Below are 25863 nucleotides of genomic sequence, written 5' to 3' on the forward strand. Positions count from 1 at the left end.
TGATGGGGCTGTTTTCATTTATGTGGTACAGTAAGAGGCTAATCTGCTTGGCTTAGCAAATATAGGAGCGAGGTGCATTGCTCCTGCATTTGTTGAGATACTAATTGACTTAATCTATCTACAGCTTGTGTGCTATTGCCAGCAGGACCATACATCTTCATGATTTGTGGTCCGTGCGTGTTTACAGAGGTCATAAACTCTCGACGGAAAAGCTCCATTCGCTCAGTCGGAGTTTTACCCTTGAAGCTGCCATTGTCTTTCAAAGCGGTAAGCCGAGAGCAAAGCTCACTTCCCCAAGACTTGATCAGCATTTGCTCTGCAGCAGTAGGCAATGAATTGTTGAACTGATTATACAAAGTAGCAGCAGGCGGGCAAGTTTTTACCAACTGTATAGCTACTGCCGTCGGTAGATTGGCTCGTAATTGCTCGTAGGCGCCGACTGTATTAGAACGCGCTGCCACTTGCTTAATGCTGCTGACGCGTTTCTCTATAGTTGCAGATAATGTTTCTTCAAAAAGCTGTTGTGCTTGCGTGGCGTTCAGCGTAGAAAAAGGAGTGTTCCTCTGCCTGCTTAGGAGTTGCTCACAAGCTTCTGTACGGAGCTGCTTTACTAACTGGCTTTGCCCCATAAGGGTGTCAGGGAGGACGTGTAACGCATAAGCATATCCATTAGACGAAAACAGACAACAGAGAATTGCTAAAGCAATAAATAGTCTCACAGAGCAACAGATGAAATAAGCGGATAGTGGCTCCCAAGGTAGCTATAGGTTTCGACGTGCACACATAATTAGCGTTGCGCCGTTTTGCCGAAGCGCAATGCTAGGTCCAGGTACACGGGATATAGGTAGCCAAAAGCGCCTTCTTCACCGAATGGGGCTACATAAAACGAGCCTATACCAAAGGTTGTGCGGGGCCAGTTCAGACGAATACCGTACAAGCCGCCCACGCCACCATCTCCAGACGTGATTAAGTAGTTCTCTGACATAAGAGAGAGTTTCTTGCTAACGCGGGTGGTACCGCTCAGCACCGCTACCGGCGACTTGCCGAAGCCTTGGTTGCCATTGCCGTCACCTGTAAAGCCATATCCCAGCCCGAAGGTGAGGTTGTTGTCGGCACTGCCATAGGTAGCCAGACCATAGGCAATTCCGGCTCCGTAGCTGGACGTATAGCTTGAACCATATATGTCGTCTTCGGCGGGAATACGAGCGTAAAGAAGGCCTGCTCCAACGCTCCAATCTTTGCTGATGGGAGCGCTAAACTTAGGGGTAATAGCCACAATCTGGTTACCAATACCAAGCCCGGGAATAGCAGAGGCTAAAATACCCATGGAGAAATTATCAGTAAAACCGTAGTTGGCTCCGAGCAAGAAAACGTCAATTGTTTGCACGTAGCCTTCCCCGGCCCGCAGGTTACGGGCTGTGGGTGAAAAAAACACGCGGGTGCCATTGCCAACGTAGCCCCAGGTTGGGTGACGCATAGCATCAGCCATTTCTACTTGGGGTACGAGCTGCATGTTAGCAATCTGACTCCGGGTAATGATAACCGCACCCGGTTCATTGGTAGAAAATTCCAGTTCAAGCGGGCGAACTGCCACCAACCTGCCTGCAAAATTAGTTCCAGAGCGCAGGGTTACGCGGTAAGTCTGACCAATAGAGTCAGCCGCCGCTGATCGGCTGCCGGAGCTGAGCAGTTGCGCTTTTGCCTCAATGCGCTGACGCATTGCAAAATATTCAGCTAACGGAATAGGACGGACAATGGTACGCCCATCATTGAGGGTTGCCCGTAGTCTGATAGCACTGTCGGGAGCTAAAACCTGTTCAAAAGAGCCCTCAATGAATTCCTTGGGGGTATAATAGGGGAATAGCTCGTACAGCACTTTCTCTTGGCTGTCGATAATGGGGCCAACGACTGGGCTTATAACCAGTGGACGGGTAGTGGGTTGTTGGGCATACGCATGGCCGCTAATCAGCGAAGCTAGCACCAGAAAAAGTATTCGGCAGGAGGGTAGGAGTGGATGCATATACCAGGAAAGTGAAAGTGATTCAAACCTATCACTTCGCTGGTGTAGTACAACATATAACTCCTGCTATAAATTGAATTTATCAGACTTTTCCAGAGGAGAATATTCTACAGGTAAGGTGATCTTTATGGCATACAGAAGAATACAAAGCCGGTTTTATCCGGTTTAGTACCTAGTAAATTTCTGACTTTCTAATTTTTCCAGCGGCCTTGGGAGCGGGGGCGGCCGGTGCTGATTTCTTCTTTGGTTTCGCCCTCGGGTACTTCGCGGGTTTCAATGCGCACGGCGTGGGCCTTGGGCTGCACCTTTTGCCCGAAGGCATCGGCAAATTCCTGGGTAAACTCGGCTCCGAAGAAGATGATGAGCGACGAGTAGTTTACCCACACCAGCAGCACAATGGCCGAGCCGGCAGCACCAAACGCTGAGCCTGGGTCGGCTTGAGCAATGTAGAAGGCAATCAGGAATTTGCCCAGTACGAACAGCAAGGCCGTGATAAAGGCCCCAATGCCCACGTCGCGCCACCGAATAACGGCATCGGGTAGGAAGCGGTAAATTAGGGCAAACAACAGCGTGGTAACGCCTAACGACAAGGCAAAGTCCACAATCCGGATTACTACTACCCCTATTTCCGGAAACCACCGCTGCAGCTGGTCCGTGAAGGCACTCAGCACGGCACTGATAACAAAGGAAACCAGCAGCAGTAGCGCTACGCTCAGGATAAGGCCAAACGAGAGAAAGCGCTGCTTCAGAAACTGTCCGATGCCGATGCCAACGGTGTTTACCTTCAGGTTCCAGATATCATTGATGCTTTCCTGGAGCGTGACGAAGAAAGTAGTAGCGGCAAATACGAGGGTGCCAATGCCAATGAGCGAGGCCACGCCGCCTTTCTGCTGCTTGTTAAACTCATTGATGCTGTCTTGCATAAACTTGGCCGAGTCGGCGCCTACTAGGCCCTTCATCTGGTCAAACACCTGCCCCGACACGGCGTCGGCGTCCCAGATGGTGCTGGCGGCCGTAATCACAATCAGCAGCAAGGGCGGCAGCGAGAAGATGGTATAATAGGAAAGCGCCGCCGCATGGCGAAACGAATTGTTTACCATAAACTCGCCGGCCGAAGTTTTTAGGATGTTAATAACATCGGAGAAGCGGTAGGTTGTGGCCATAGGGCAGAGGGTTCAGAAGAAGAAAGCTGCGGTTAGTACGGACCGGATACAAAGGACGTTCGGTGGAGTCACGCAATTCCCGTTCATTTGCGTAGCAAGCTCGCCCGTCCGGAGGCACCGGCAGGGGCTGCTACTCACTGATTTTATTACTCTTATGCGCGTTCTGAGTTATGTTGTGCTTGCCGCCCTCGGGGGGCTAGTGGCCTGCCAGTCGAATTCCTCCGAGCAAGCGGCGGCCGCCTCTTCAGCCGCGGCTACTAGCCCCGGCAGTAGCGCCTACCCCGCCGCCGAGGGCTTTGATGCCGCCGGCTCCGATGCCAAAGCCATAGCCCTGGCCGATACCGTAATGCAACAGATGGGCGGTTACCCGGCCTGGCAACAAACCCGCCTGCTGGGCTGGGACTTTCTGGATGGCTCGTACCAGCTCTGGGACAAGCAAACCGGCGACTTCCGGTGGCAGAAAGACAGCACCGTGGCCATTTACAACCTCACCAGCAAGCAAGGGAAAGCCTACCGCAACGGCCGCGATATTTCGGCCACGCCCGATGGCGAGAAGTTGCTCAGCAACATGTACCCCATTTGGGTGAACAACTCGTGGTGGCTGCTCATGCCCTTCAAGCTGAAGGATTCCGGTGTAACCCTGACCTATAAAGGACCCGGCAAGTTTATGGACGGTACGCCCGCCGAGGTACTGAACATGACGTTTAAGAATGTGGGCGTCACGCCCGAGAATAAGTACGAAGTGCTGGTTAACCCCCAAACCAAGCTGGTAGAAGAGTGGGCTTTCTTCGCGAAAGCCACGGATGCCCAACCCGCCTTTCGCCGCCGCTGGGCCGGCTATCAGCAGTACGGCCCTATCAAGCTGGCCGCTGACCGCACCGATGGCAAAGATGGCCGCGGCCTAGGCCACATCAGTGCCCGAACCGATGTGCCCGCCGGCCTCATGCAAGACCCCAAGCCCGTAGCCAAACTCTAAACGGCTCTATCGCTACGCGCAAACTGTTCAGTAGCTAGTGAAAGTCGTGCAGCACGTGCTTTGTAGCAGTCTGGCATCCTGAGCAAGGCCAGGGTGCCGGACTGTTTTTTTATTCTAGCATGTCTATTTCGCCAGCTCCCAGCGCAGCATTTCTATAGGAGCTTCTCGTAGGGCAGCGGCTAGCTCCGTATCATCAGCAAACTGCAGCTGATGCAGCGTCATGGCTTCTACGCTCACGCTGAACTGCTTTTCCCGAAACGGCCAGGGCTGCACATTCACTGGGCCGCTGGGTTCGGGCTGAACTACGTGGTAGCGGTTGCCATCGGGGCCGGCATATATTTCCAGTGCCCGCCCCATTTCAGGCAGCTCGTGGCGGCATAAAATCAGGCTGAGTCGGTCGCACCAATGCAGCAGCGTATAGGCCCGCTGGGCATCAAGCTTCTTGATATGCAGCTCCCGCAGCCAACGCTTCTGATTGGCCAATTGCTCATCCAGAAACTCATCCAGTTCCTTTTTCTGCCCGCGCAGGCCTTCGTACAAGGTGCTGAGGTGCATGCTGGTGAGCAGGCTGCGCCAGCGGCCTTGGTAGCGGGCTGCCTTCATTACGCCGGTCGCTTGCTCCAGGGAAAACTCCTTCATGGTGAAGTTGGCGGGCGCGCCGGCGGGCGTAATACCGTAGTGTCCGTCCCAGTTCTGTTGCTCATCGTCGTGCTGCGCGGCGGCGGCCAGCAGGCCCACCCACTGGTCGCAGGGCAAAAACGCGGGCCACTGGTGCAGCAGCTGCGCCGCCAGCAAGGCATGCGCTTGCTGGTAGATAACCTGCCAGCCGTCCGGAACGTGGTTTACAATCATAGTGGAGCGAAGTAGTCTGCACAGAAACGCAGCGGAGCTTTGCTAGGTTGGCTGAGTTCGTCAACCTAGCAAAGCTCCACTTCCAAAAAAAGCCCCGCCTTTTCAGCGGGGCTTTGTGCTAGGCTACTTTTTCGGGTACTACGGCTTCTTTCAGGTGCAGCAGCATGTCGTCGGTCATCTTGTTCAGGTCGTACTGCGGCTGCCAGCCCCAATCTTGGCGGGCCTTGGAGTCATCGATGCTGGCGGGCCAGGAGTCGGCAATCTGCTGGCGGCCGTCGGGCTTGTAGGTTACCTGAAACTCGGGGTAATGGTGCTGGATGCTGGCCGTAATTTCGCGGGGGCTAAAGCTCATGGCGCCCAGGTTGTAGCTAGAGCGCACCTTAATGCTGTCGGCGGGGGCGTGCATGAGGTCCAAGGTCGACTTTAGCGCGTCGGGCATGTACATCATGGGCAGGTACGTGTCCTCGGAGAGGAAGCACTCATAGTTCTGGCCCGCTACGGCTTTGTGGTAGATGTCTACGGCGTAATCGGTGGTGCCGCCGCCGGGCAGGCTTTTGTAGCCAATAAGGCCGGGGTAGCGCAGGCTGCGCACATCCAGGCCGTGCTTGCGGAAATACCACTCGCACCACTGCTCCCCGGCCAGCTTGCTAATGCCGTACACCGTGTTGGGGTTCATGATGGTGAGCTGGGGCGTGTTTTCGCGCGGGGTATCTGGGCCGAACACCGCAATGGAACTGGGCCAGTACACTTGCTTTACCCCTAGGTCAACGGCGGCATCGAGCACATGAAATAGGCCATCCATATTCAGCTGCCAGCCAAACTTGGGGTTCTTCTCGGCCGTGGCGGAGAGCAGCGCCGCCAGGTGATATACCTGCTTAGGCTTATACTGACGGATAACCTCTTCCAGCCGCTTTTTGTCCAGCACATCCAGGAGTTCAAATGGGCCTGCTTCTGCTGCCTCAGCATGTTGTGGAGCTCGTACATCGGCGGCTACCACGTTGGAGGCGCCATAGATTTGGCGTAGCTCGTGGGTAAGTTCCAGGCCAAGCTGTCCGCCGGCGCCGATAACGAGAATGGTGTCGCCGGGGGTGGCGGCAGAAGTGCTGGATGTGGCCATTCGGGGGTGGTTGAAGGTATTGGGTGGATGGGGGCTACAAAGATAATGGGCCGAAACGGTTCTTCTTTGCTGCCCGAAAGAGGAAAGAACCGAAAGCAACCCGTTGGCTGCTTTCAGTATCTGGTCTTTTGCTAGCCCCCTTTGTATGCGCAACCCCTTGCTTCTTCTCGCTCTGCTCTGCCTGGGGCTGACTTCTGCCGCCGCGGCCCAAGCTACTAGCCCTCCGCAGTACCGAAACTTGGTGATGGAAGGCGGCGGTATTCGGGGAATTGCCTACGGCGGCGCGCTGGCCGAGCTGGAAAAGCAGGGCGTGCTGGCGGGGCTGCAACGCGTGGGCGGCACCTCGGCGGGGGCAATTCAGGCGGCGCTGCTGGCGGTGGGCTACTCGGCTCAGGAAATAACGGAGGTAGTAAACCACACGCCCATCCAGCGCCTGAACGACGGCCGCCTGCTATTTTTCGGGGGCAGCACCCGGCTGCTCAAGCAATACGGCTGGTACCGCGGCGACGAGTTTTCGCGCTACCTGAGCGAGCTGGTCGGGCGTAAAACTCAGCGCCCGCACCTCACCCTAGGGCAATTGCACGAGCTAACCCAACAGGAGCCCACCCGCTACCGCGACCTGTACACCACCGGCACCAACCTCACCACCCAGCGCACGCAAGTGTTCAGCTACGAAACGCACCCCGATTTGCGTGTGGCCGATGCCGTACGCATCAGCATGAGCATTCCGCTGTACTTCCGGGCTGTGCTGCTGGATACGCAAGGCCACGTAGTGCGCCGCCCCACCCAGGGCCAGGAAGTAGAGGTGCTGGTTGATGGCGGCCTGCTGGCTAACTATCCCATCGATTTGTTTGATCAGCCGCGCTACCTGCCCGTTGGTGCCGCCACGGTTGCTGAGGCCGCTACCCCCGGCCGGTTCATCAACCCCGAAACCCTAGGCCTCCGCCTCGACCGAACCGAGCAACTGGCCTACGATGCCCAGCCCGGCGGCCGTCAGCAGCTGGCCCCCTACGCCATCCACGATTTCGGCTCCTATGTGGGCGCGCTCTACAACATAGCCATCGAAAACCTGAACCCCACGCAGCCCGAAGACTGGGCGCGCACCATCAGTATTAGCACCTTGGGCTTCAACCCCAAAATCAAACGCATTTCTGACGCGCAGAAACAGCAGCTGATGGAAAGTGGCCGGGCCGGCGTGCAGGCCTTTCTGGCGCGCTGAGTAAGAAGTAGGCACAGTCTGCCAAACGCTTACCTTTGCTTTTCTCTCCCATTGACCCCAAGCCCCACTCTATATTTACCTCACCCATGTACACCACCCTTCAGCCCGACCTCGAACAGCAGCTTCAGGAAATCAAGGACGCGGGCCTCTACAAAAAGGAGCGCGTGATTACCTCGCCCCAGGGCGCCGAAATTGAAACCGCCGAGGCCGGCGAGGTGCTGAACTTCTGCGCCAACAACTACCTCGGGTTGTCGTCGCACCCGGAGGTAGTGAAAGCGGCCAAAGATGCCATTGACACCCACGGCTACGGCATGTCGTCGGTGCGCTTTATCTGCGGCACGCAGGATATTCATAAGCAGCTGGAAGCCAAGCTGGCCGAGTTTCTGGGTACCGAAGATACCATCCTGTACGCAGCTGCTTTCGATGCCAACGGCGGTGTGTTCGAGCCGTTGTTTAATGAGCAGGACGCCATTATTTCGGATGCCCTAAACCACGCCTCTATTATTGATGGCGTGCGCCTCTGCAAAGCCCAGCGCTACCGCTACGCCCATAACGACATGGCCGACCTGGAGAAGCAGCTCCAGGACGCCGTAGCGAAAGGCACGCGCCACCGCATCATCGTCACCGACGGCTCCTTCTCCATGGACGGTACCATCGCGCAGCTTGACAAAATCTGCGACCTAGCCGACAAGTACGAGGCCTTGGTAATGATTGACGAATGCCACTCGATGGGCTTCCTGGGCAAAACCGGCCGCGGCACCCACGAATACCGCAACGCCATGGGCCGCGTAGATATCATCACGGGCACGCTGGGCAAAGCGCTTGGCGGCGCTATGGGCGGCTTCACCTCGGGCCGCAAGGAAATCATTGATATGCTGCGTCAGCGCAGCCGTCCGTATCTGTTCAGCAACACCCTGGCTCCGGCCATTGTAGGGGCTAGCCTGCGGGTACTGGAACTGCTCACGGAAAGCACCGAGCTCCGCGACCGACTAGAGGAAAACACCAAGTACTTCCGCACCAAAATGACGGAAGCCGGCTTCGACATCAAGCCCGGCGAGCACCCCATTGTGCCCGTTATGCTCTATGATGCCAAGCTCAGCCAAGACTTCGCCGCCAAAATGCTTGAGAAAGGCATTTATGTAGTCGGTTTCTACTTCCCCGTAGTGCCCAAAGGCCAGGCCCGCATCCGGGTGCAGCTCAGTGCCGCCCACACCCGCGAGCATCTGGACAAGGCCATCAATGCTTTCATTGAGGTAGGCCGCGAGTTAGGCACCATTAAAGCGCCCTCGGCCCAGCAGCCCGAAGCTGGCCAGGTCGTAACCAACACGCCGTAATCCTTACTCGTAGAGCATAACTAGCCCGTCATCCTGAGCAGCGCGAAGGACCTTATCACGAGAGAACCACCCATTCATGCGGTTCGTGCTGACGTGATAATGTCCTTCGCGCTGCTCAGAATGACAGGCTGGTTTGTAAGTAAGTAGCAGGGATGAGTAAACACTAGGCCAGATTACTGCCCAAACCGCGCGTCTACGCTGCCACCTCTGCTGCTGTGGAGCCGGCGGATGCAGTGGGTTTCGGCAGAGCATCGAACAGGAACTCGTTGAGGCGGGCGCGCAGGTCGGCGGGGGCGAGGTTGCGGAACACTTCGCCGCCGCGTACCAAGGAAATCTGCCCGGTTTCTTCGCTGACCACTAATACAATAGCATCTGTTACTTCTGTCAGGCCGATGGCGGCACGGTGGCGCAGGCCCATGGAAGCCGGTACATCGGGGTTCTCGCTTACGGGCAAAATGCAGCGCGCCGCCCGAATTCGCCCGTTGGTAATAATCACGGCGCCGTCGTGCAGGGGGCTGGTTTTGTTGAAGATGCTCATGAGCAGACGCTTGCTTACCTCCGCATCAATCAGGTCGCCGGAGTCGGCAAAAAACTTTAGGTCCGAGACCATGCTGAAGGCAATGAGGGCCCCGGTTTGCTTGCCCGACAGGCTTTTGGCTGCCTCAATAAACGGCGTGATATTCATGCGCTCCTGAGGCTGCTCGCGCCGCCACGGAAACACCCGCATGCGGCTCCCGAAGGAGGTAGCCTTGCCCACATTCAGCAAAAAACGCCTGATTTCCTGCTGAAACAGAATGATGCCCGCTAGCACGCCCACGCTCATAAACTGCCCCAGAATGCTGGTGAGCAGCTCCATGCCCACGGCCTTCACCACCAGGTACACCAGGTAGAGCGACATAAACCCCAGAAACACCTTCAGCGCCACGCTGCCCGTTAGCAGCTTATACAGCTGATAAAACAGGGCCGTGACCAGTAGCACGTCCACGACGTCTATCCAGCCAATGCGCAGGAAGCCGATGGTGAAGGAGCCAATCACGAGGAAGGGGGTGGGGGAAAGGTGTTGGAAACGAGTTGAATAGTCTGCACAGCCTCTGCTACATCGTGTACGCGCAGGAGCTTGGCCCCGTTGAGCACGGCCATGGTATTGACGGTGATAGTACCTGCTAGGGCTGCATCAGGCGTAAGGCCTAGGGGCTTATAGACCATGCTTTTCCGCGAGAGCCCCGCCAGAATGGGGAGCCCTAGCACGTGTAGTTCCCGCAACCGTTGCAGCAGCTCGTGGCTTTGGGCCGGGGTTTTGGCAAACCCAAAGCCGGGGTCCAGCACTACATCTACCACGCCGTGGCGGCGCAGTTCAGTTAGTTTGTCGCGGAAGTAGCGCACCAGCTCCAGCACTAGGTCGTCTTCGTAATGCGTGAGCTGGGTCATGGTTTGCGGCGTGCCACGCATGTGCATCAGGATGTATGGCACCCCTAGGCGGCCCACGGTAGGCAGCAGGTCTTCATCCAGGCTGCCGCCGCTGATGTCATTCAGAATATCGGCGCCGGCGGCCACGGCTTCGGCCGCTATTTCGGCCCGAAAGGTGTCCACGGAAATAAAAGCTTCCGGGAAAGCACGCCGCACCGCCTCCACGGCCGGTAGCAGCCGCCGCTTTTCTTCCTCCACTGCTATATGCTCAGCCCCGGGTCGCGAAGAGTAGCCTCCTAAATCCAGAACGGCGGCGCCGGCTTGCAGCATGTGCTCGGCGCGGCGTAGCAGCTCCTGCTCGCTGCTAATTCGGTTGCCTTCAAAAAACGAATCGGGCGTCAGGTTCAGGATGCCCATCACCTGCGGCCGGCGCAAATCCAGCACGCGTCCGCCCCTGCAACGCAGGGTTTGCCTCGGGGAAAAGCATGTATCTTGCAGGGCCTGGAGCATGATTTTGGGCGGAAAAAGGCGTGTATGCTACGCGTGGTCGAAGCATGAAGCCAGAAGGTAGTCTGAGTACATTCCTGTGCCTGCCTACGCGCCGCTTCGGCTGTGTGTAGCACAACGGCTCGGAGCGAATTGCAACAAAATAGCCTCAAAAACTTGGAGAATCAAACCCAGCACGAATACGACCGGGTCATTGCACGGTGCCGCCAGTTGTTTCTGGCCAAAACCCACGACTATGGCACCGCTTGGCGCATTCTGCGCCTGCCTTCCGTGACCGACCAAATCTATATCAAAGCCCAGCGTATCCGCAGCATTCAGGAAAAGGGCGTGCAACTGGTGGCCGATGGGGTAGAGGAGGAGTTTGTGGCCATCATCAACTACTGCATCATCGCGCTCATGCAGCTCGGCCTGCCCACTGATGCACCGTTGGAGCTGGATGCCGAGGTAGTAGCTACCGCCTACGATGAGCAGGTGGCTGAAAACCGACGTCTGTTATTCGCTAAAAACCACGACTACGGCGAGGCATGGCGTCAGATGCGCATTGAAAGCATCACCGATATCATCCTGATGAAGCTGCATCGCACCAAGCAAATCGAGGACTTGGGCGGCCTTACTAGGGTGTCGGAGGGCGTGGAAGCCAACTACCGCGACATGCTTAACTATGCCGTGTTCGTGCTGATTAAAATGGACTTTGGCACTCCCAAAGACTAACTCAGCAACAGTTGGGGCCTGCTGGTAGGTGCTGTATCTTGCAGCGGCCGCAGCCGATAGGCTCCTTTCGTAGTCTGTTTGTTGTGCTGAACGTACACGCGTCTGGCTGGTCCTGCTGCGCCTAGCGTGGCCTTCTGCTCAAACCTTCTGGCTTATAAGTCTTTCAGGCTGTATATGAAACAATTTACCCGTATTTGCTGGCTACTGCTGGGCGTCGTTTTTATTTTTTCGGGCTTGGTGAAGCTCAATGACCCCGTCGGGACGGCGTTGAAGCTGGAAGAATACTTTGAAGTGTTTTCGACCGATTTCGGATCGTTCTTCCGCGTGTTTATCCCGCATTCCCGCACGCTTAGCATCGTGCTCAGCTCCCTGGAAGTGATTCTGGGCGTGGCCGTGCTGCTGCGCTGGATGCTGCGCCAAACCCTGTGGGTGCTGCTGGCATTGCTGGTGTTCTTCGGGTTCCTTACGTTCTACTCGGCCGCGTTCAACAAAGTAACCGACTGCGGCTGCTTTGGCGACTTTATCAAGCTTACCCCCTGGACTTCGTTTATCAAGGACTTATTCCTGCTAGGGCTGTGGGCCGTGGTGTTCTTCAACCTCCGCCATTTGCGCCGGGTGTTTGCCAAAGGCACTTTGGGCGTGATGTACATTACGTTGGCTTCGGCCATAGCCATTGGCATTGGGGTGCGAGCCCTGGGCCACTTGCCGTACTTCGACTTCCTGCCTTATAAAGTTGGCAACGATATTGGCAAACTGATGAAGCCTCAGGAGCAGGCTCGGTACCAATACGTGATGGAGCGCAACGGCGAAACCAAAATCTTTACGGAATACCCCACTGACTCGACCTGGAAGTACAAGAGCATGGAGGTGATGAATCCGCTCACGAGCAAGCCCGTCATTACCGATTTCTCCGTGTTTGATGCCGAGGGCAAGGACCACACCCAAGAAATACTCACGGGTAGCAAACTGCTCCTGATTGTACAGAACAGCCACGACGCCGACCGCGACCGGTTTACCGAGATAAGCCAGCTAATGGAGGACGCGGCCAAGTCGCGCAAGCAGATTAAGTCGTTGATTATCACTAGCAGCAGTCCTCAGGAGTTCGATGCGTTTCGCCACGATGTAAACCTGGCGGGCACTTACTACTTCGCCGATGCAACTGTGCTTAAATCGATGATTCGCTCCAATCCGGGCTTCATTCTGTTGCAGGATGGCGTGGTGAAGGGCAAATATCATTACCACGATATTCCTGATATCAGCAAGCTGGAAACGGAATTGTAATCAGGACCTAGGGGTGAGTGCGGGCTATACACGCGAAATTGTAACCGACACCTCATCCCTGGCAACTGGCAACTGAAAATATGCTAGGGTTCATTTTAAGCCGATTGTGGCAGGGCGTGCTGGTATTAGTAGGCGTAGCGCTCACCGTGTTCTTCCTGTTTCAGGTGCTGCCCGGCGACCCCGTAGCCTTGCTGGCCGGCCAGCGCAGCGATGCGGCCACGCGTGCCGCCATTGCCGCCGACCTGGGCCTCGACCGCCCATTACCGGGCCAACTGCTGGGCTACCTGAACGACGTATCGCCGCTGGGCGTGCACCCGCGCGATTCGGCAGGCGTGGCCAAATACGGCGGTGTGCAGGTACTACCCCTCGGCAGCGAGCAAGCCCTGGTGCTGAAAACGCCGTATCTGCGGCGGTCTTTTCAAAGCAACAAAGAGGTACTCAGTATTCTGCTTGACCACTTCACCGGCACTTTGTGGCTCGCGTTGGCGGCGATGCTGCTGGCGGCCGTGGTGGGTATTTCACTAGGGGTAGTGGCGGCCTTAAAGCCTCATTCCTGGCTAGATAGGGCGCTGGTATCTACCTCCGTGCTGGGTATTTCAGTGCCTTCGTTTGTGGCCGCTATTCTCATTGCCATGACGTTCGGCTTCTACTGGAGCCACTGGACGGGCCTCAACCTAACGGGCCAGCTCTACGAAACGGACCCTTTCACGGGGCGCCACTTGGTACTCAAAAACCTGGTATTACCGGCCTTTGCCTTGGGTATCCGGCCGCTGGCAGTTATTGTGCAGCTTACCCGCTCCTCCATGCTGGATGTGATGAGCCAAGACTACATCCGGACGGCGCGGGCCAAGGGACTGTCGGGCTACCGGACGGTAGTGGGCCACGCGCTCAAAAACGCCCTGAACCCGGTTATCACGGCCGTTTCGGGGTGGCTGGCCTCGCTAATGGCCGGCGCCTTTTTCATTGAGTACATTTTCAACTGGAAAGGCCTAGGCACCGTAACCCTCAAGGCCGTAGAAAACCTTGATTTCCCGGTAGTAATGGGCGCCACCATTTTTATTGCCGCCATGTTTGTGGTGGTGAATATTGTGGTAGATGTGCTGTACGCCGTGCTGGATCCGCGGGTGAAACTAGGCTAGGCCGGCTGCAGCCCGCCACGTACTAGGCCCCGGCCGGCGAGCAACCTCATCACTTCCTCCTTCTATGACACCTAGTACCTCTGCTACCGGCACAGCACCTGTTGCCCTTCAGCGGCTTTACCTTATCGGGATGCCAGGGGCGGGCAAAACCACGCTGGGGCGCGCCTTGGCTACTGCCTATCAGCTGCCCTTTCTGGATCTGGATCAGGAAATTGTTCGACGGGAGCGGCGGAGTGTTTCGGAGATATTTGCCCAAAACGGGGAAGCGTACTTCCGCCAGCTAGAGGCCGATGTACTGCGCGATGTAGTGGCAACGCATGAGCGGCTCGTGCTGGCCACCGGCGGCGGCACTCCCTGCTTTCATCATAACCTAGAGGTGTTGCTTGAAACCGGCCTGACGCTGTACTTGGCGGTGCCCGTACCGGAGTTGGTGAGGCGCCTGAAGGTAGCGGCCACCAATAGGCCTTTGCTGGCCGCTAGCGTAGATGCCGCCGGCCTAGAAGCACGCTTGCACGAAACCTTAGCCGCCCGTCAGCAGTTTTACGACCGAGCTCCGCTGTGCTGTGCCGCTCCTACCTGTTCTCTAGAAGCGGTACAACAATTGCTGACTCGTTATTATACTACGGCGTAAGCTGCTTAGGGCAGCGGACAAATTGCGCCACTGTGTGTATTTTTGCGCATTCATCATTCCTGTAGTGGCATGAACACCTCTCCTGAAGTCCTGGAACCCGATGTTAAAGTAACTCCGGTTAAAACTCCTGACGCCATCAAGCCGAAACACAAAGGCTCGGCCCGTTTATTTGAAAACCCCGTTCTCGAGCGGCTTACGCACACACATATTGCCGGGCCGCTTAGTATTTTCTTTGCCGTAGCAGGCGTAAGCCTGTATTATAGCCTGAGCAAGGGGCTGCTCACGGGCCTTTCTGCGTTTGGTTTGTTTTTAGGCGGGTGGCTGCTGTTTACGCTGGCTGAGTATCTGATGCACCGCTTTGTGTATCACATAAGCACCGATACCCCGCGTAAGGCCAAATTTCAGTACACCATGCACGGTGTGCACCACGAATTTCCAAAAGATAAAACCCGCTTGGCCATGCCACCCATCCTGACGGTGTTTGTGGCCTCGCTGCTGTTTTTCATCTTCCGCTTCACATTCGGCAATGCTGGCTTTGGCATTCTGGCCGGCTTTGTGTTCGGTTATGCGCTATACCTGTTTGTGCACTATGCCATCCACGTATACTCGCCTCCCAAAAACTTCCTTAAGTTCTGGTGGCATCATCATGCCCAGCACCATTACCGCCAAGATGAAATTGCCTTTGGCGTAAGTACCACCCTCTGGGACCACATCGTCGGGACAATGCCCAAAAAAGGCAAGTAAGCGTCAGAATATAGTTGATATACAAAAGGCCGCTGGTACAGCGGCCTTTTGTATTTGGGTTGAGGAAAGTCAAAATGCTAATGCAGCGGGCGGTTTTGTCGACTTCTACAGCATTCTAACCTAGTACACTAGCCCTGTCATCTTCACAAACCCAAGGTCTTGTTCTGCCAATGTTCACTAGGTATCCCACAAACATAAAGCCTCTCTTTTTCAAGAAAGGCTTTTAGAAGTATGGGTTCGGTGAGGCTAGCGCCGGCGGAAGCGGTTAACGATAAACCACAGGAGCAATACTACCAGAAACACGCCGATAAGGGCCGTCCAGGCGCCAGCTTTAAAAATGGTGCCGATGGCGTCGCAGCTGCTAAGCGAGAAGGTTAGTAGGACAAGTAAAGCAGCAAGGAAGGAAAAGCGAGAAGTATTCATGGTGCAAGGGGAGAGGTGAACAGAGGGCCGCAACGTCGAGCCCCTCTGTTGGCATGTACTCCTTCGCTTCCTAAAAGGTTAATATTCAGCTAGCGTAATAAAGTAGAAACGCTAAGAGTTAACTGCTGCGTGGCTTTCTGGAATAGCCCACCCGGTTAAGCTGCTACAGCAGGCTAGTGCGGGCAACGTGCATGGCAAGCTAGGCCCGTAAACCATCGGCTGTCACAGCCTGCTCAGCGCTTACCCAGGTAGGGCAGTGATTGTGCTAAAGGCCACTGCCTCAGCAGCGGACAGCAAACTTAAATAAGGTCAGAACGAATCCAGCCGGGGCAGTTGCTTACGCGTTATCTTGCAACGGACCGCTTCATCAGGATATCGGTTTGGGCCTCGTCCCCGAGCTGAAATATATGCTTGTCAAACGCAACGAAGCCGTTCTTCTCATAAAACCGGATAGCTCGCGGATTTTCTTCCCATACCCCCAGCCACACGTATTCTACCTGCGCTTGCGCTGCCAGTTGCATGGCGTGCTCGTACAGCACCTGTCCAACCTTTTTCCCGTGATAGGCCTGAAGCACGTAAATGCGTTCAATTTCCAGCGCGTTGGCACCCTGCTGCTCTGTTTGCGCCGGCCCCGTATTAACTTTCAGGTACCCGATGACCGTGCTGTCTGATTCGGCGAAGTAAAAGGCTGAGTGAGAATTCTGTAATTCAGCCGTAAGTTTTTCGTCGGAAAACCCATCTGCCAGATAGGCGCGCATACTTTCCTCGGAGTTGCTGGCGGCAAACGTTTCAGAAAACGTTTGCCGGCCGATGTGTTGCAGTACGGCTACGTCGGTCAGGTCAGCTTTTCGAAGCGTGATGTTGTCCATGTTCAAGTGAAATAGTAGGGTAGAGAAGTAATGTTGAAGAATCACCTACCGATGTTGCCCCATTGCCCATGACCTTAGCCGCCATTTTGCGTACCACGTATCCGCTGCCAGATGCCTCGTTAGACAGTGTTCTGGCCTTGGCTGAGTATGTAGAGTTACCAAAAGGGACTCATTTGTTCCGGGATGACCTGCTTGCCCAGCACATTTATATCGTGCAGCAGGGGCTAGCGCGCGCCTATGCCCAACGGGCAGACCGAGAGGTGACGTTTTGGTTTTCCAGCGAAGGAGCAGTCTTGGCATCGATTCGTGGCTATACTGAGCAGGCGGTGAGCTACGAGACCATCGAGTTGTTGGAGGACAGCAATTTGTTTCGCTTGAACATGCATAAACTCCAGCAACTGTATCGGACGGACGTGCACCTGGCCAATTGGGGACGGGTGATGGTGGAGCGCGTGTGGCTACAGACCGAGCAGCAGCTTATCGCCAGGCAATTTCGCACGGCTACCGAACGCTACGAGGATCTGCTGCATCAGCATCCGCAATTGCTGCAGCGCGTGGCGCTGGGCCATATCGCATCGTACCTGGGTATTACTCAGGTCACACTAAGCCGTGTGCGCGCCAAGCTCAAGCACATAAAGCAGGCCTAGTGCGAAACCACTTTCAAGCCGAGCACAGACCCAATCAGCGTGGTGAGGAAGAACAGGCGCGGCCCCGTCATAGGGTCGCCAAAAGCAAGCACACCCAGCACGGTCGTACCCACGGCTCCAATGCCCGTCCAGACTGCGTATGCGGTACCAAAGGGTATCTGCGCTAAACTGAGAGTGAGTAGATAAAAACTTAAGGCCGCACAGCCTGCAAATGCAGCGTACCATCCAGCAGCCTCGAAACCAACAGCCAGTTTAGCCTTGCCCAAGCAGAATGCAAATGCTACCTCAGCCAATCCGGCCAATCCTATATAAACCCAATGCATGGCAAAAGTGAAACGTGTGGGGGCAAAGGTCCGCGACAGGTCACTCGTTTCTTTTTACCAATGTTAAAATCGCTACAAGCAGGTTTACTGGTGAGGCTTGCTTATACTTTCACTAGGTATTGCCGCTCCCGGTCATTACCCTAAGGTTTATGGCACAAACTCCAGCAAGGAAATCGGGTTTGCAAGGAGCCAAGTCCAATGGTGGTTCCGTGAGCTGTAGTAGCTATAAAGAGAAAACCCGGTAACAGACTGATTTAAAGTCTACTACCGGGTTTCGTGGCGCTCCCTCCTGGGCTCGAACCAGGGACCCTCTGATTAACAGTCAGATGCTCTAACCGGCTGAGCTAAGGAAGCGGTTATGGCGGCGTTTTTTGCCGTTGCTGGTGCAATATTAGAGCAAAGTTTTCGAACGTCCAAACATGCTTTTCGAAAAAAGTTAAGAAAATCACTTAGTTCGTGATTGTCAGAATATTGCCAGAGAGGGCCGTTGCATATTGGCGGAGGGGGCGCGTGGCTGGCCCCGACTGTGGCTGCCCCTGGAAGCTGAACTGCGACTGGCAGCACGGGTCATACAAGCGCAAAAACGGATCAATTTTTACCCGGGCACAAGTATCAAGCGGTTGGTAGGGGCAGTTGCGTTCAAACGCGAGGTAGGTGCTGGCCGTTTGACGCACCACAATTATGCCGCGTACGCCGCCGGAGATATAGATGGCGCCGTTATCAAACCGCAGGTTACTGCTCTGCTGGTTCGTAAGGTTTACTACCTCGTTCACGGCAGCCAACGGAATTTGCGGCTGCACATCCCCCGAGGAGGAGTTGCAGCCCACGAGCACGCTAGCGGCCAGAAAGGCACTTGGCGCCAGCCAAGCCCTCCAAAGAGAGGAAAAAGGCATCGTGTAAGTCAAGACAGAGTAAGCTAAACAACTAGAACGTAGTACCGCGCCCCTAGGGTATAAGTTGCCAGCATATGCGTTGGCATCGATGCGCTCATACCCTAGCTAACTAGGTCGTGAAAAAGTCAAAAGCTCCCAAGTGCCATTGGCAAATGGGAGCTTTAAGCTGTAAGCAGGGCTAGTAGCCGTGCTTATTGGGCGCTTTCAAACTGGCGCAGGAAGCGGGCATCGTTTTCCGTAAACAGCCGCAGATCTTTGATCTGGTACTTGAGCATCGTAATGCGCTCAATGCCCATGCCCCACGCGTAGCCACTGTAGCGCTCTGGGTCGATGCCGGACTGCTCCAGCACAGCGGGGTCAACCATGCCGCAGCCACCAATTTCAACCCAGCCTGTGTGCTTACAAATGTTGCAGCCTTTGCCCTTGCAAATCAGGCAGGTGATATCAATTTCGGCGCTGGGCTCTGTGAACGGGAAGAAGGAGGGCCGGAACCGCACCTGCATATCCTGGCCAAATAGCTCTTGCACGAAGTAGTACACGGTTTGCTTCAGGTCAGCGAAGCTCACGTTTTCATCCACGAACAGCGCTTCTACCTGATGGAACATCATGTGGGCGCGGGCGGAAATGGCTTCGTTGCGGTACACGCGGCCGGGCATAATGCTCCGGATGGGTGGCTTCTGCGTTTGCATCACACGCACCTGCACGGGGCTGGTATGTGTGCGCAATACCCATTCCTGCTCGCCAGGGGTACGGCGCACGAAGAACGTGTCCTGCATGTCGCGGGCCGGATGGTTTTCTGGGAAGTTGAGGGCCGTGAAGTTGTGCCAGTCATCTTCTATTTCGGGGCCTTCCTCCACATTAAAGCCGATACGAGCCAGAATGCGCACAATTTCCTCGCGCACCAGGCTTAACGGGTGACGCGTACCTAGCGCATTCGGAACGGTAGGGAGGGTATAATCGAAGGTAGGGTCAGCGGGAGTGGTAGCGGCAGCGGCTTCCAGCTCTTGCTGGCGCTGCTCAAAGCGGGCCAAGGCTAGCTGCTTGAGCTGGTTCAACTCCTGCCCTACGGCCCGGCGGTCCTCCTGCGGCACGGTTTTCAGCTGATCGAATAAGTCGGCTAGCTGGCCTTTGCGGCCGGTATAGGCTACTCGGTATTGGTCGAGCTGTTCCGCCGTGGTCAGCTCGTGCGCTTCAATTTCGGCTCGCAGCCGCGCGATGTTGTCCTGCATCATAGCGCAAAGGTAAGTTGAATGCGGGTAGCTGAATACGTATTGACTGGCTAGGATTTTTTATTACTGATTATCAATAAGTTAAGATTAAGATTATTGCTTCTGTAGCCTGCAAAATGCTGCACATGCAGGTGGGTGCAAAAACTGGTACGGTTGCTGCAAATAGTTGGGAGCAAGCGCGGCAACTGGAGCTGAACGTGGGGCGCCACCCGTTAGTCCGCCGGCTGCAAGCTCGGCCAATGCGCCGGCCTAGTATTTACTTTCTGATCTGCCTTTCCGATGAAAAGTTTTCTGCTCTCCGCTGCTGTGGCAGTGGCCTTCCTAAGTGCGTCTGGTGCCCAGGCACAAAGCAAAGCGGCGCCCCGCAAAAATGTAAATACCAGTGTAGCGCCCGCTACCCGTCCTGCTGAGCCCGAGTGGCCCGCGCTGGAAACCTGGAATGAGCCCGCAGCGGCTACCCCGGCTACTACCAGCAACGGCTGGGAAACCGCCGCTACCGATGCTACTGCCACCGACCCCATGATGCAGTCTTCGGGGGTAATGATTGCGCCTGGCATGAGCTCTTCGCCCTATCGGGGGACCAGCACCGATTATAATGGCCGTCCGGTAGCCAAAGCCAAGTCTAAGCGCCCCCGCTCCGTGGTAGTTGCTCAGGAAGACCCCATGATGAAGTCCTCGGGTGTGATGATAGCTCCGGGCATGAACACGGCTCCGTACCGCGGTGTAAGTACTGATTATAACGGCCGCCCCTTGGCAAAGCCAAAGCCGGCTGCCGCTAACGATGTTGCTGCAACTACAGCACAAACTTCGGCCGAAGAGCCTATGACCTCGGGTTGGTAATCAGGAAATATTTTGGCCTTTGGCTCCCCAGTGAGCCTAGCAGCCCGGACGCGGTATAGCCGTATCCGGGCTGTTGTCGTATGCAAGGAAATATGTGGTAAATGGTTGAACCTCAAACTGCTTGTTTTCCATGAAAATCCGACTGCTACCCTTCGCCCTCGTGGGAATTATCTGTTTGTTCATCGAAGCGCCATTGCAAGCCCAGACCAAGCCGGCGGCTCGTACCAAAGCAGCGTACAACCGCACGTCCACTTCCCGCAACAAGGCACGGGCCGGGGCCTACTCGCGCTACGACCGCTCCGGCCGTCGCGACGAAGAAAATCTGAAGCTGGCGCCGGGTTTGCGGCTAAATATGCCTAGCCCGCCCACTACCGATTATATGGGTCGGCCCCTGAAGAAAAAGCCCGCCAAGCCCGCCACCGGTTCCTCCACCATTTCCTCTGACGGCGGCAAAGCAACTAGTCGGCCCTAGCCCCTCTGAAGCTCCAAAGTGGCCGGCTACCGTTGAGTTTGTATGATAATTTGATGGAGTTGAATTTCTCAAATTCAATGGAATAATGGAACTTACTGCCTAGGGTCGCGTTAGGCCAAAAAGTGAGGCGGGGGTTTGGTGCCCGCAACGGGTGCCGTACCTTCGCGGTAAGAATTGCTTTATCTTTACACTTATGACTCGTCAACTCTTCCCATACCTGCTGATTGGTAGTGTGCTGCTGGCCGCGCCTGCCTTCGCCCAAAAGAAATCTTCTGGCGGTTGGGATACCTCTTCTGATGGTTGGGGCACGCCCGCTAAAAAGTCGGCCGCTCCGGCTAGCAAGCCGGCTGCAACTAAAGCCAAAACGGCTGCTGCTGCCCCAGCAACAACGGCTCCCGCAACTGCTCCGGCTGCTACTGCTACCGCGGTTCCGGCTACTGCTGCTCCCGCTTCGGCAGGAGGTGAGTGGGGCGGTGCCGGCGCCAGTGCGGCAGCTGCTACTGCAGCTGCTCCTGAAGCACAGCCCATTGGCTTTACCTTGGCTCCGGGCTTCACGGCTGCTCCTTCGCGCCGCGTAACGACTGATTATCGGGGCCGCCCTCTGAAGCCGTATGTACGGCGCTCAGTGCGCTCGGCTGATCCGGTTGCGCCAGCTCCAGCTCCAGCACCGCTCGTAACGGAGCCAGTAGTAGAGCCAGCACCAGTAGCGGCTGAGCCCGCTCCGGCCGCAAAGCCAGCCAGTGCTTCGGCCGCAACTAAAAGCGGTGGCGCTACTACCACCACTACCAAGAAAACAACTACTACTGCTCCTGCTAAGAAAGCAGCTGCTCCCAAGAAGAAAGCCGATGATGGCTGGGGTAGCGGCGGCAGCGGCTGGTAAGTAATTCTAAGCAGTACACATAAAAAAGACCCGCGCGATATTTCGTGCCGGTCTTTTTTATGTATTATGTATGCCGTGGTTAGTTGCCCTAGCTCTCTGAAGCAGCCAAAGCAGGTTCCGTGAGGGTAGGCTCTGAGGTGGGTTGCGCCCGGTAATACAAGGTGCTGCAGTTGTCTGGGCGCAGTACTTCCTGGGCTGCTGCCAGTACCTTAGCCGGTGTTACGGCCTGCACCTTGGCACTTTCCTGGTTTACTAGGTCGGCATCACCGAGAAGCTTGCTGAACGCCAAGTTCATGGCCCGGTTCAGGAGCTCAATTTCGCTGAACACAATGCTAGCTTCAGCCTGGTTCTTTACTTTCTCCAGCTCTTCCACGGGCACTTCGGTCGCTCTGATTTCGGCCAGCACAGCTTCAACGGCAGCGTCAGCTTCTTCCAGCATTACGCCACCGTTCAGCTTGCCACTGATAACCAACAGGCCGGGCTCAAATGAGCCCATGACGGAAGCAGAAATGGAATTGAACAGCGGCCGCTCTTTCACCAATTGCTGATACAGGCGGCTTGATTTTCCACGCCCCACTACGTCGCTGAGCAAATCGGCATCGTAGTAGCCCGCTTCGGAACGGCCAGGCATGTGGTACACCTTATACAGCGCCGACAGCGGCACATCGGCCACAATTTCCAGGAAGCGCGCTTCCGTCTGGCGCGGCTCGGCGGTTAGGTTACGCTCGTAGCGGGTACCACCCGGAATAGGGCCAAACCACTTCTCGGCCAGGCGACGAGCCTCAGCTACGGTCACGTCGCCGGCCACAACCAAAATGGCGTTGCTGGGCGAGTAGTGCTTGGCAAAGAAGTCGCGCACCTGCTGCATGGTCGCGTCCTCGATATGGCTTACTTCTTTGCCAATGGTTGCCCACTGGTAGGGGTGGTGCTGGTAAGCAAGCGGACGCAGCCGCAGCCATACGTCGCCGTAAGGCTGGTTGAGGTAGTTCTGCTTGAATTCCTCTACCACTACCTTGCGCTGCACCTCCAACCCATTCTCCGAGAAAGCCAGGTTCAGCATCCTATCCGACTCCAGCCAAAAGCCGGTTTCGAGGTTGGCGGCAGGTAGCGTGAGGTAATAGTTGGTGATATCGGGGGAGGTGAAGGCATTGTTTTCGCCACCCACCATTTGCAGGGGCTCGTCGTAGCTCGGGATGTTCACGGAGCCCGAAAACATCAGGTGCTCAAACAAATGTGCAAAACCTGTGTGCTCGGGGTCTTCATCGCGGGAGCCTACGTTGTAGAGCACGTTCAGCACCGTCATGGGGGTAGTGTGGTCTTCGTGCACAATGCAGCGCAAGCCGTTATCTAGGGTAAACTCTTCAAAATGAATCATGCAGAGAGAAAGGTCGGGTAGGAAAAAGCAGCCGAACAAGTCGACAAAGTACTGAACCAGCCGGCCGAAACAGAAGTTTCGGGCGGCGGGGTAAGGTAAATACAGCGGAAGCTGTATGGCAATACGCAGAAGCTAGGTTTAAAGTGTAGCCTGCACGCCCAGCAGTATAGTGCGGGCGGTAGGGTAGGCTCCGGCGTCGAGGCCGGCCCGGAAGGGGTCGGCGCCCCCGGAACTGACATTAGGATCGTAGCCCTGGTAGCCGGAAATCACCAGCAAGTTGTGCCCCGCTGCCCACAGGCTAACAGTACGCGCCTCCTTTTTCCATACGGTGTAGCGCACGGTAAAGGCCGTGAGGCGCACGTGGTTGCCAGATTGAATGGAAAAATCACTGTTTTCGATGGCTACCTCTCCGGCCCTAGGCAGGTCGGAAGTCAGGTTGTCAGGGGTCCAGTGGTTGAGCGTTTCGCGGGTGCTGTTAGTAAAGGCGTTTGGCATACCTAAAAAGCGTAAATACGGGGTATCTACTTTATAGCCAAACATACCATCAGCCTGAGCCTGCAAGCTGAAGCGTCCTAGGTCGAGGGTTTGGGTAAACGAAAGCAGCTGCCGGGGCAGGCCACTACCCGCCACTTGAAAATCGATGGAGCCGTTGCCGTCTACGTCCTGGTACCTGGGGCGGCCGTTGGTGTTAATTCCCGCATAATGAAGCGTGTAAAAAGTAGATAGCGGCTCCCCGTCACGGGCCCACTGCTTGCCCCCGGCCAGAATGGCGCTTACCTCGCCGGCCACGTACCGGTTGCGGTTGAAGGCAATGCCTAGGGTAGAGGTGGCCTGCACACGGCCTGTATGCCACTGAGTAGCGGCCGTCAGTTCCCAGCCTTGGTTGCGGAGCTGGGCGTAGGAGCGCTGCTGGGATGGCTGTTGCGGATTGAATATATTAGCTACTAGGCCGCTAACCTCAGTAGACCGATCATAGGCGGCAGAAGTAAGCAGCACCTGATCCTGCCACAGGCCCACCGTAAGGCCGGCTTCCCGCTGCCGGGTGTACTCGTCCAACGGAACAACCCGACTACCATACCCGTTAGCGGCGCTTAAGGCAAAGGCTAGGGTATTATCGGCCGCAAAGTTACCGGCATTGGTGGTAGCGCCCCACCCAATCCACGCATCAAGGGTGCTGACCAACGATAAGGTCGGCAGCCACGACTCCTTCCGGGCGTGCCACTTCAGCTGAGCACCCGGGATGTACTTCACCAGCGTGTGTAGCATAGCATAGCTTTGGGCGTCGTCGCGGCGCAGGCTGGCCTGCACCTCATACCGCTCCCGGAAGCTATACGAGCCAGTGAGCTGAGAGGAGGTGAGGCTATTGGGCAAATGGGTAGTGTAGGATGCTGACTCCTGAGGGCCACCGTAGGTGGTGCGCTGCTGATCTTGCTCTTGGTTCTGGTACTGGCCCAATAACGCTAGCTGCAGCTGGTGCTGGCCGGCCCACGTGCGCTTAAACCTCAGGGCAGGAAGTACGCTCCATTGCCGATACGCGGCTTGCTGCTTCAGCGTCAGTTCGCTGGCTGTGCCCGCTTGGGGTGCCTGGTAGGCGTTTGTTTTTTGCTGGATGTACTCTTGGGCACCTTGCAGCTCCAAGGTCAGGTAGGGAAGCACGGTATAGCGCAGCTGCAGTTGCCCGAGCAAGTAGCGCTGGCGCGGCGTCTGGTAGCTGAGCAGGGCGTGGCGCAGTGGGTTCTCAGTTCGGTAGTCGGTTGTGGCCAGCTCCCCGTTTGGGGTGCGGGCGAGCTGCGTGGGCAGGGCTAGTAGTGCGTCGGCAATTAGGCCATCAGGGGGCAGGCGAGCCAGTTGCTCACTTGATGTTACGGTGCCCCGCAAAGTCAGCTTGGGCGTAAAAGTGTGCGTTGCGGTAGCGCGTAGGTTGAGCGTGCGCAGCCGGGAGTTCTGCACAATGCCCTGTTGCTGCCCATACGCGACACTCGTATAATACGTAGTGCGGGCGCTACCCCCGCGCAGGGCAACCTGCTGCTGCTGAATAGAGGCCGTGCGCAACACTTCCCGCTGCCAATCGGTGCCGCGTCCGAAGGCGGCAATCTGGGCGGGCGTATAGCGCGGCGGCTGCCCGTATGAAGCCATTTCCTCGTTGGCCAGGCTCGCGTATTCCTCAGCATTAAGCAAGTCGTACCGAAACCGAGCCTGCTGCACGCCGGCATATCCGGTGTACGAAACGCGGGGTTTACCGGCCTGCCCGGTGCGAGTCGTAATCCGAATCACCCCGTTCTGGCCCTGAGCGCCGTACTCGGCCGTTTCGTAGGCGCCTTTTACTACCTCTACCGTGGCAATATCCTGCCCCAGCAGGCTGAGACTAGGGTTCAGCTCATAGGAACTAATCAGAATATTCTGGCTGCCATTATGTAGCACTGTATGATGTTGCCACACCGGTACGCCATCCACCACGTACAGCGGCTGCACATTGCGCCCCATACTAGCCACACCCCGGATACGAACCGCCACCTGCGTCCCCGGCGCCCCCGAATACAGTGTGGCCTGCACACCTGCTACTTGGCGGAGTTGCTCTTGCAGAGAAGGGTAGGAAAGCAGCTCTGTACGCTGTACGGGTACCCCGACCGTACTACATAATAAGCGCCCACTTAGCAGAGAAACAATATCAGAGTTAATGGGCTGTAAACTGTCTACAGAAGGCATCTCAACTCCCACTCGGCGCACGGCCAATGTATCGGGCTGCTGTGCTAGGGCAGGGATAGAAAGCGGTAGAAATAAAGCGAGGGGTAGGAGTTGGGGCATAAAGGA

26 protein-coding genes and 1 tRNA gene are annotated in these 25863 nt (G+C 56.2%); 12 read left to right on the plus strand and 15 right to left on the minus strand.

Features of this window, described 5'->3' with window-relative positions:
- Positions 1-38: 38 nt before the first annotated feature.
- From ACYVGU_RS15035 to ACYVGU_RS15045, 3 genes are all read right to left on the minus strand, one after another.
- Entirely contained in the window at positions 39-719 is a 681-nt protein-coding gene (locus ACYVGU_RS15035; RefSeq protein WP_460622732.1) for a hypothetical protein, read from the minus strand.
- Between the two features lie 68 nt (positions 720-787).
- Positions 788-2020, minus strand: a complete 1233-nt coding sequence (locus ACYVGU_RS15040; RefSeq protein WP_460622733.1) for a hypothetical protein — start codon at positions 2018-2020, stop codon at positions 788-790.
- Positions 2021-2211: 191 nt separating this feature from the next.
- Positions 2212-3183, minus strand: coding sequence for a YihY/virulence factor BrkB family protein (locus ACYVGU_RS15045; protein ID WP_460613446.1), 972 nt, complete (start codon positions 3181-3183; stop codon positions 2212-2214).
- Between the two features lie 154 nt (positions 3184-3337).
- On the opposite strand from ACYVGU_RS15045, the gene ACYVGU_RS15050 reads away from it, so the two are divergent.
- On the plus strand, positions 3338-4159 hold the full coding sequence (locus ACYVGU_RS15050) for a hypothetical protein (protein WP_460622734.1): 822 nt from the start codon (positions 3338-3340) through the stop codon (positions 4157-4159).
- 123 nt (positions 4160-4282) lie between these two features.
- On the opposite strand, the gene ACYVGU_RS15055 is transcribed toward ACYVGU_RS15050, so the two are convergent.
- Complete coding sequence (locus ACYVGU_RS15055) at positions 4283-5011, minus strand: DUF3891 family protein (RefSeq protein ID WP_460622735.1); 729 nt, start codon at positions 5009-5011, stop codon at positions 4283-4285.
- Positions 5012-5129: 118 nt separating this feature from the next.
- The gene (locus ACYVGU_RS15060; protein WP_460622736.1) at positions 5130-6128 is read right to left on the minus strand and encodes a Rossmann-fold NAD(P)-binding domain-containing protein; all 999 of its coding nucleotides are present in this window, start codon (positions 6126-6128) and stop codon (positions 5130-5132) included.
- Positions 6129-6273: 145 nt separating this feature from the next.
- Between ACYVGU_RS15060 and ACYVGU_RS15065 the strand changes: the two genes are divergently transcribed.
- Entirely contained in the window at positions 6274-7347 is a 1074-nt protein-coding gene (locus ACYVGU_RS15065; RefSeq protein WP_460622737.1) for a patatin-like phospholipase family protein, read from the plus strand.
- A gap of 86 nt (positions 7348-7433) precedes the next feature.
- On the plus strand, positions 7434-8681 hold the full coding sequence (kbl, locus tag ACYVGU_RS15070; protein ID WP_460622738.1) for a glycine C-acetyltransferase: 1248 nt from the start codon (positions 7434-7436) through the stop codon (positions 8679-8681).
- A gap of 193 nt (positions 8682-8874) precedes the next feature.
- Here kbl and cdaA read toward each other — a convergent pair whose 3' ends face one another.
- A complete protein-coding gene (gene cdaA, locus ACYVGU_RS15075) occupies positions 8875-9717 on the minus strand; it encodes a diadenylate cyclase (RefSeq protein ID WP_460613452.1) in 843 nt (280 codons plus the stop codon).
- Complete coding sequence (gene folP / locus ACYVGU_RS15080) at positions 9714-10532, minus strand: dihydropteroate synthase (RefSeq protein WP_460613453.1); 819 nt, start codon at positions 10530-10532, stop codon at positions 9714-9716. Before folP ends, cdaA begins: the two co-directional genes overlap by 4 nt.
- Before the next feature lie 219 nt (positions 10533-10751).
- On the opposite strand from folP, the gene ACYVGU_RS15085 reads away from it, so the two are divergent.
- The 5 genes from ACYVGU_RS15085 to ACYVGU_RS15105 all read left to right on the plus strand — a co-directional run bounded on the left by ACYVGU_RS15085 (position 10752) and on the right by ACYVGU_RS15105 (position 15101).
- Positions 10752-11306: a DUF1599 domain-containing protein gene (locus tag ACYVGU_RS15085; protein WP_460622739.1), complete on the plus strand. Its 555-nt coding sequence runs from the start codon at positions 10752-10754 to the stop codon at positions 11304-11306.
- Positions 11307-11480: 174 nt separating this feature from the next.
- On the plus strand, positions 11481-12587 hold the full coding sequence (locus ACYVGU_RS15090; RefSeq protein WP_460613455.1) for a BT_3928 family protein: 1107 nt from the start codon (positions 11481-11483) through the stop codon (positions 12585-12587).
- 80 nt (positions 12588-12667) lie between these two features.
- Complete coding sequence (locus tag ACYVGU_RS15095) at positions 12668-13726, plus strand: ABC transporter permease (RefSeq protein WP_460622740.1); 1059 nt, start codon at positions 12668-12670, stop codon at positions 13724-13726.
- A gap of 64 nt (positions 13727-13790) precedes the next feature.
- Positions 13791-14357: a shikimate kinase gene (locus ACYVGU_RS15100; protein WP_460622741.1), complete on the plus strand. Its 567-nt coding sequence runs from the start codon at positions 13791-13793 to the stop codon at positions 14355-14357.
- A 69-nt stretch (positions 14358-14426) separates the two neighbouring features.
- Positions 14427-15101 carry a sterol desaturase family protein gene (locus tag ACYVGU_RS15105; protein WP_460613458.1) on the plus strand — a complete coding sequence of 225 codons (675 nt, stop codon included), beginning with the start codon at positions 14427-14429 and terminating at the stop codon, positions 15099-15101.
- A gap of 246 nt (positions 15102-15347) precedes the next feature.
- On the opposite strand, the gene ACYVGU_RS15110 is transcribed toward ACYVGU_RS15105, so the two are convergent.
- Together ACYVGU_RS15110 and ACYVGU_RS15115 are read right to left on the minus strand one after the other, a co-directional pair.
- Complete coding sequence (locus ACYVGU_RS15110) at positions 15348-15524, minus strand: hypothetical protein (RefSeq protein ID WP_460613459.1); 177 nt, start codon at positions 15522-15524, stop codon at positions 15348-15350.
- Between the two features lie 344 nt (positions 15525-15868).
- Positions 15869-16438: a GNAT family N-acetyltransferase gene (locus ACYVGU_RS15115; RefSeq protein WP_460622742.1), complete on the minus strand. Its 570-nt coding sequence runs from the start codon at positions 16436-16438 to the stop codon at positions 15869-15871.
- A gap of 23 nt (positions 16439-16461) precedes the next feature.
- Between ACYVGU_RS15115 and ACYVGU_RS15120 the strand changes: the two genes are divergently transcribed.
- On the plus strand, positions 16462-17040 hold the full coding sequence (locus tag ACYVGU_RS15120) for a Crp/Fnr family transcriptional regulator (protein ID WP_460622743.1): 579 nt from the start codon (positions 16462-16464) through the stop codon (positions 17038-17040).
- Here the strand turns inward: ACYVGU_RS15120 and ACYVGU_RS15125 are convergent.
- The 4 genes from ACYVGU_RS15125 to pheS form a co-directional block, all read right to left on the minus strand.
- Positions 17037-17363, minus strand: a complete 327-nt coding sequence (locus ACYVGU_RS15125) for a DMT family transporter (RefSeq protein WP_460622744.1) — start codon at positions 17361-17363, stop codon at positions 17037-17039. The genes ACYVGU_RS15120 and ACYVGU_RS15125 overlap by 4 nt on opposite strands.
- A 277-nt stretch (positions 17364-17640) precedes the next feature.
- Positions 17641-17717, minus strand: a tRNA-Asn gene (locus ACYVGU_RS15130).
- A gap of 95 nt (positions 17718-17812) precedes the next feature.
- Positions 17813-18256 carry a Rieske (2Fe-2S) protein gene (locus ACYVGU_RS15135; RefSeq protein ID WP_460622745.1) on the minus strand — a complete coding sequence of 148 codons (444 nt, stop codon included), beginning with the start codon at positions 18254-18256 and terminating at the stop codon, positions 17813-17815.
- A gap of 191 nt (positions 18257-18447) precedes the next feature.
- On the minus strand, positions 18448-19485 hold the full coding sequence (gene pheS, locus ACYVGU_RS15140) for a phenylalanine--tRNA ligase subunit alpha (RefSeq protein ID WP_460623399.1): 1038 nt from the start codon (positions 19483-19485) through the stop codon (positions 18448-18450).
- A 279-nt stretch (positions 19486-19764) separates the two neighbouring features.
- Between pheS and ACYVGU_RS15145 the strand changes: the two genes are divergently transcribed.
- The 3 genes from ACYVGU_RS15145 (at position 19765) to ACYVGU_RS15155 (ending at position 21677) form a co-directional block, all read left to right on the plus strand.
- On the plus strand, positions 19765-20325 hold the full coding sequence (locus ACYVGU_RS15145; protein ID WP_460622746.1) for a hypothetical protein: 561 nt from the start codon (positions 19765-19767) through the stop codon (positions 20323-20325).
- Positions 20326-20455: 130 nt separating this feature from the next.
- The gene (locus ACYVGU_RS15150) at positions 20456-20797 is read left to right on the plus strand and encodes a hypothetical protein (RefSeq protein WP_460622747.1); all 342 of its coding nucleotides are present in this window, start codon (positions 20456-20458) and stop codon (positions 20795-20797) included.
- Between the two features lie 193 nt (positions 20798-20990).
- Entirely contained in the window at positions 20991-21677 is a 687-nt protein-coding gene (locus ACYVGU_RS15155; protein WP_460622748.1) for a hypothetical protein, read from the plus strand.
- Positions 21678-21765: 88 nt separating this feature from the next.
- On the opposite strand, the gene ACYVGU_RS15160 is transcribed toward ACYVGU_RS15155, so the two are convergent.
- Both ACYVGU_RS15160 and ACYVGU_RS15165 read right to left on the minus strand, forming a co-directional pair.
- Complete coding sequence (locus ACYVGU_RS15160) at positions 21766-23052, minus strand: M16 family metallopeptidase (protein WP_460622749.1); 1287 nt, start codon at positions 23050-23052, stop codon at positions 21766-21768.
- A gap of 138 nt (positions 23053-23190) precedes the next feature.
- Entirely contained in the window at positions 23191-25857 is a 2667-nt protein-coding gene (locus tag ACYVGU_RS15165) for a TonB-dependent receptor plug domain-containing protein (RefSeq protein ID WP_460622750.1), read from the minus strand.
- Positions 25858-25863: the final 6 nt, after the last annotated feature.

This window comes from Hymenobacter tenuis, from assembly GCF_054780495.1.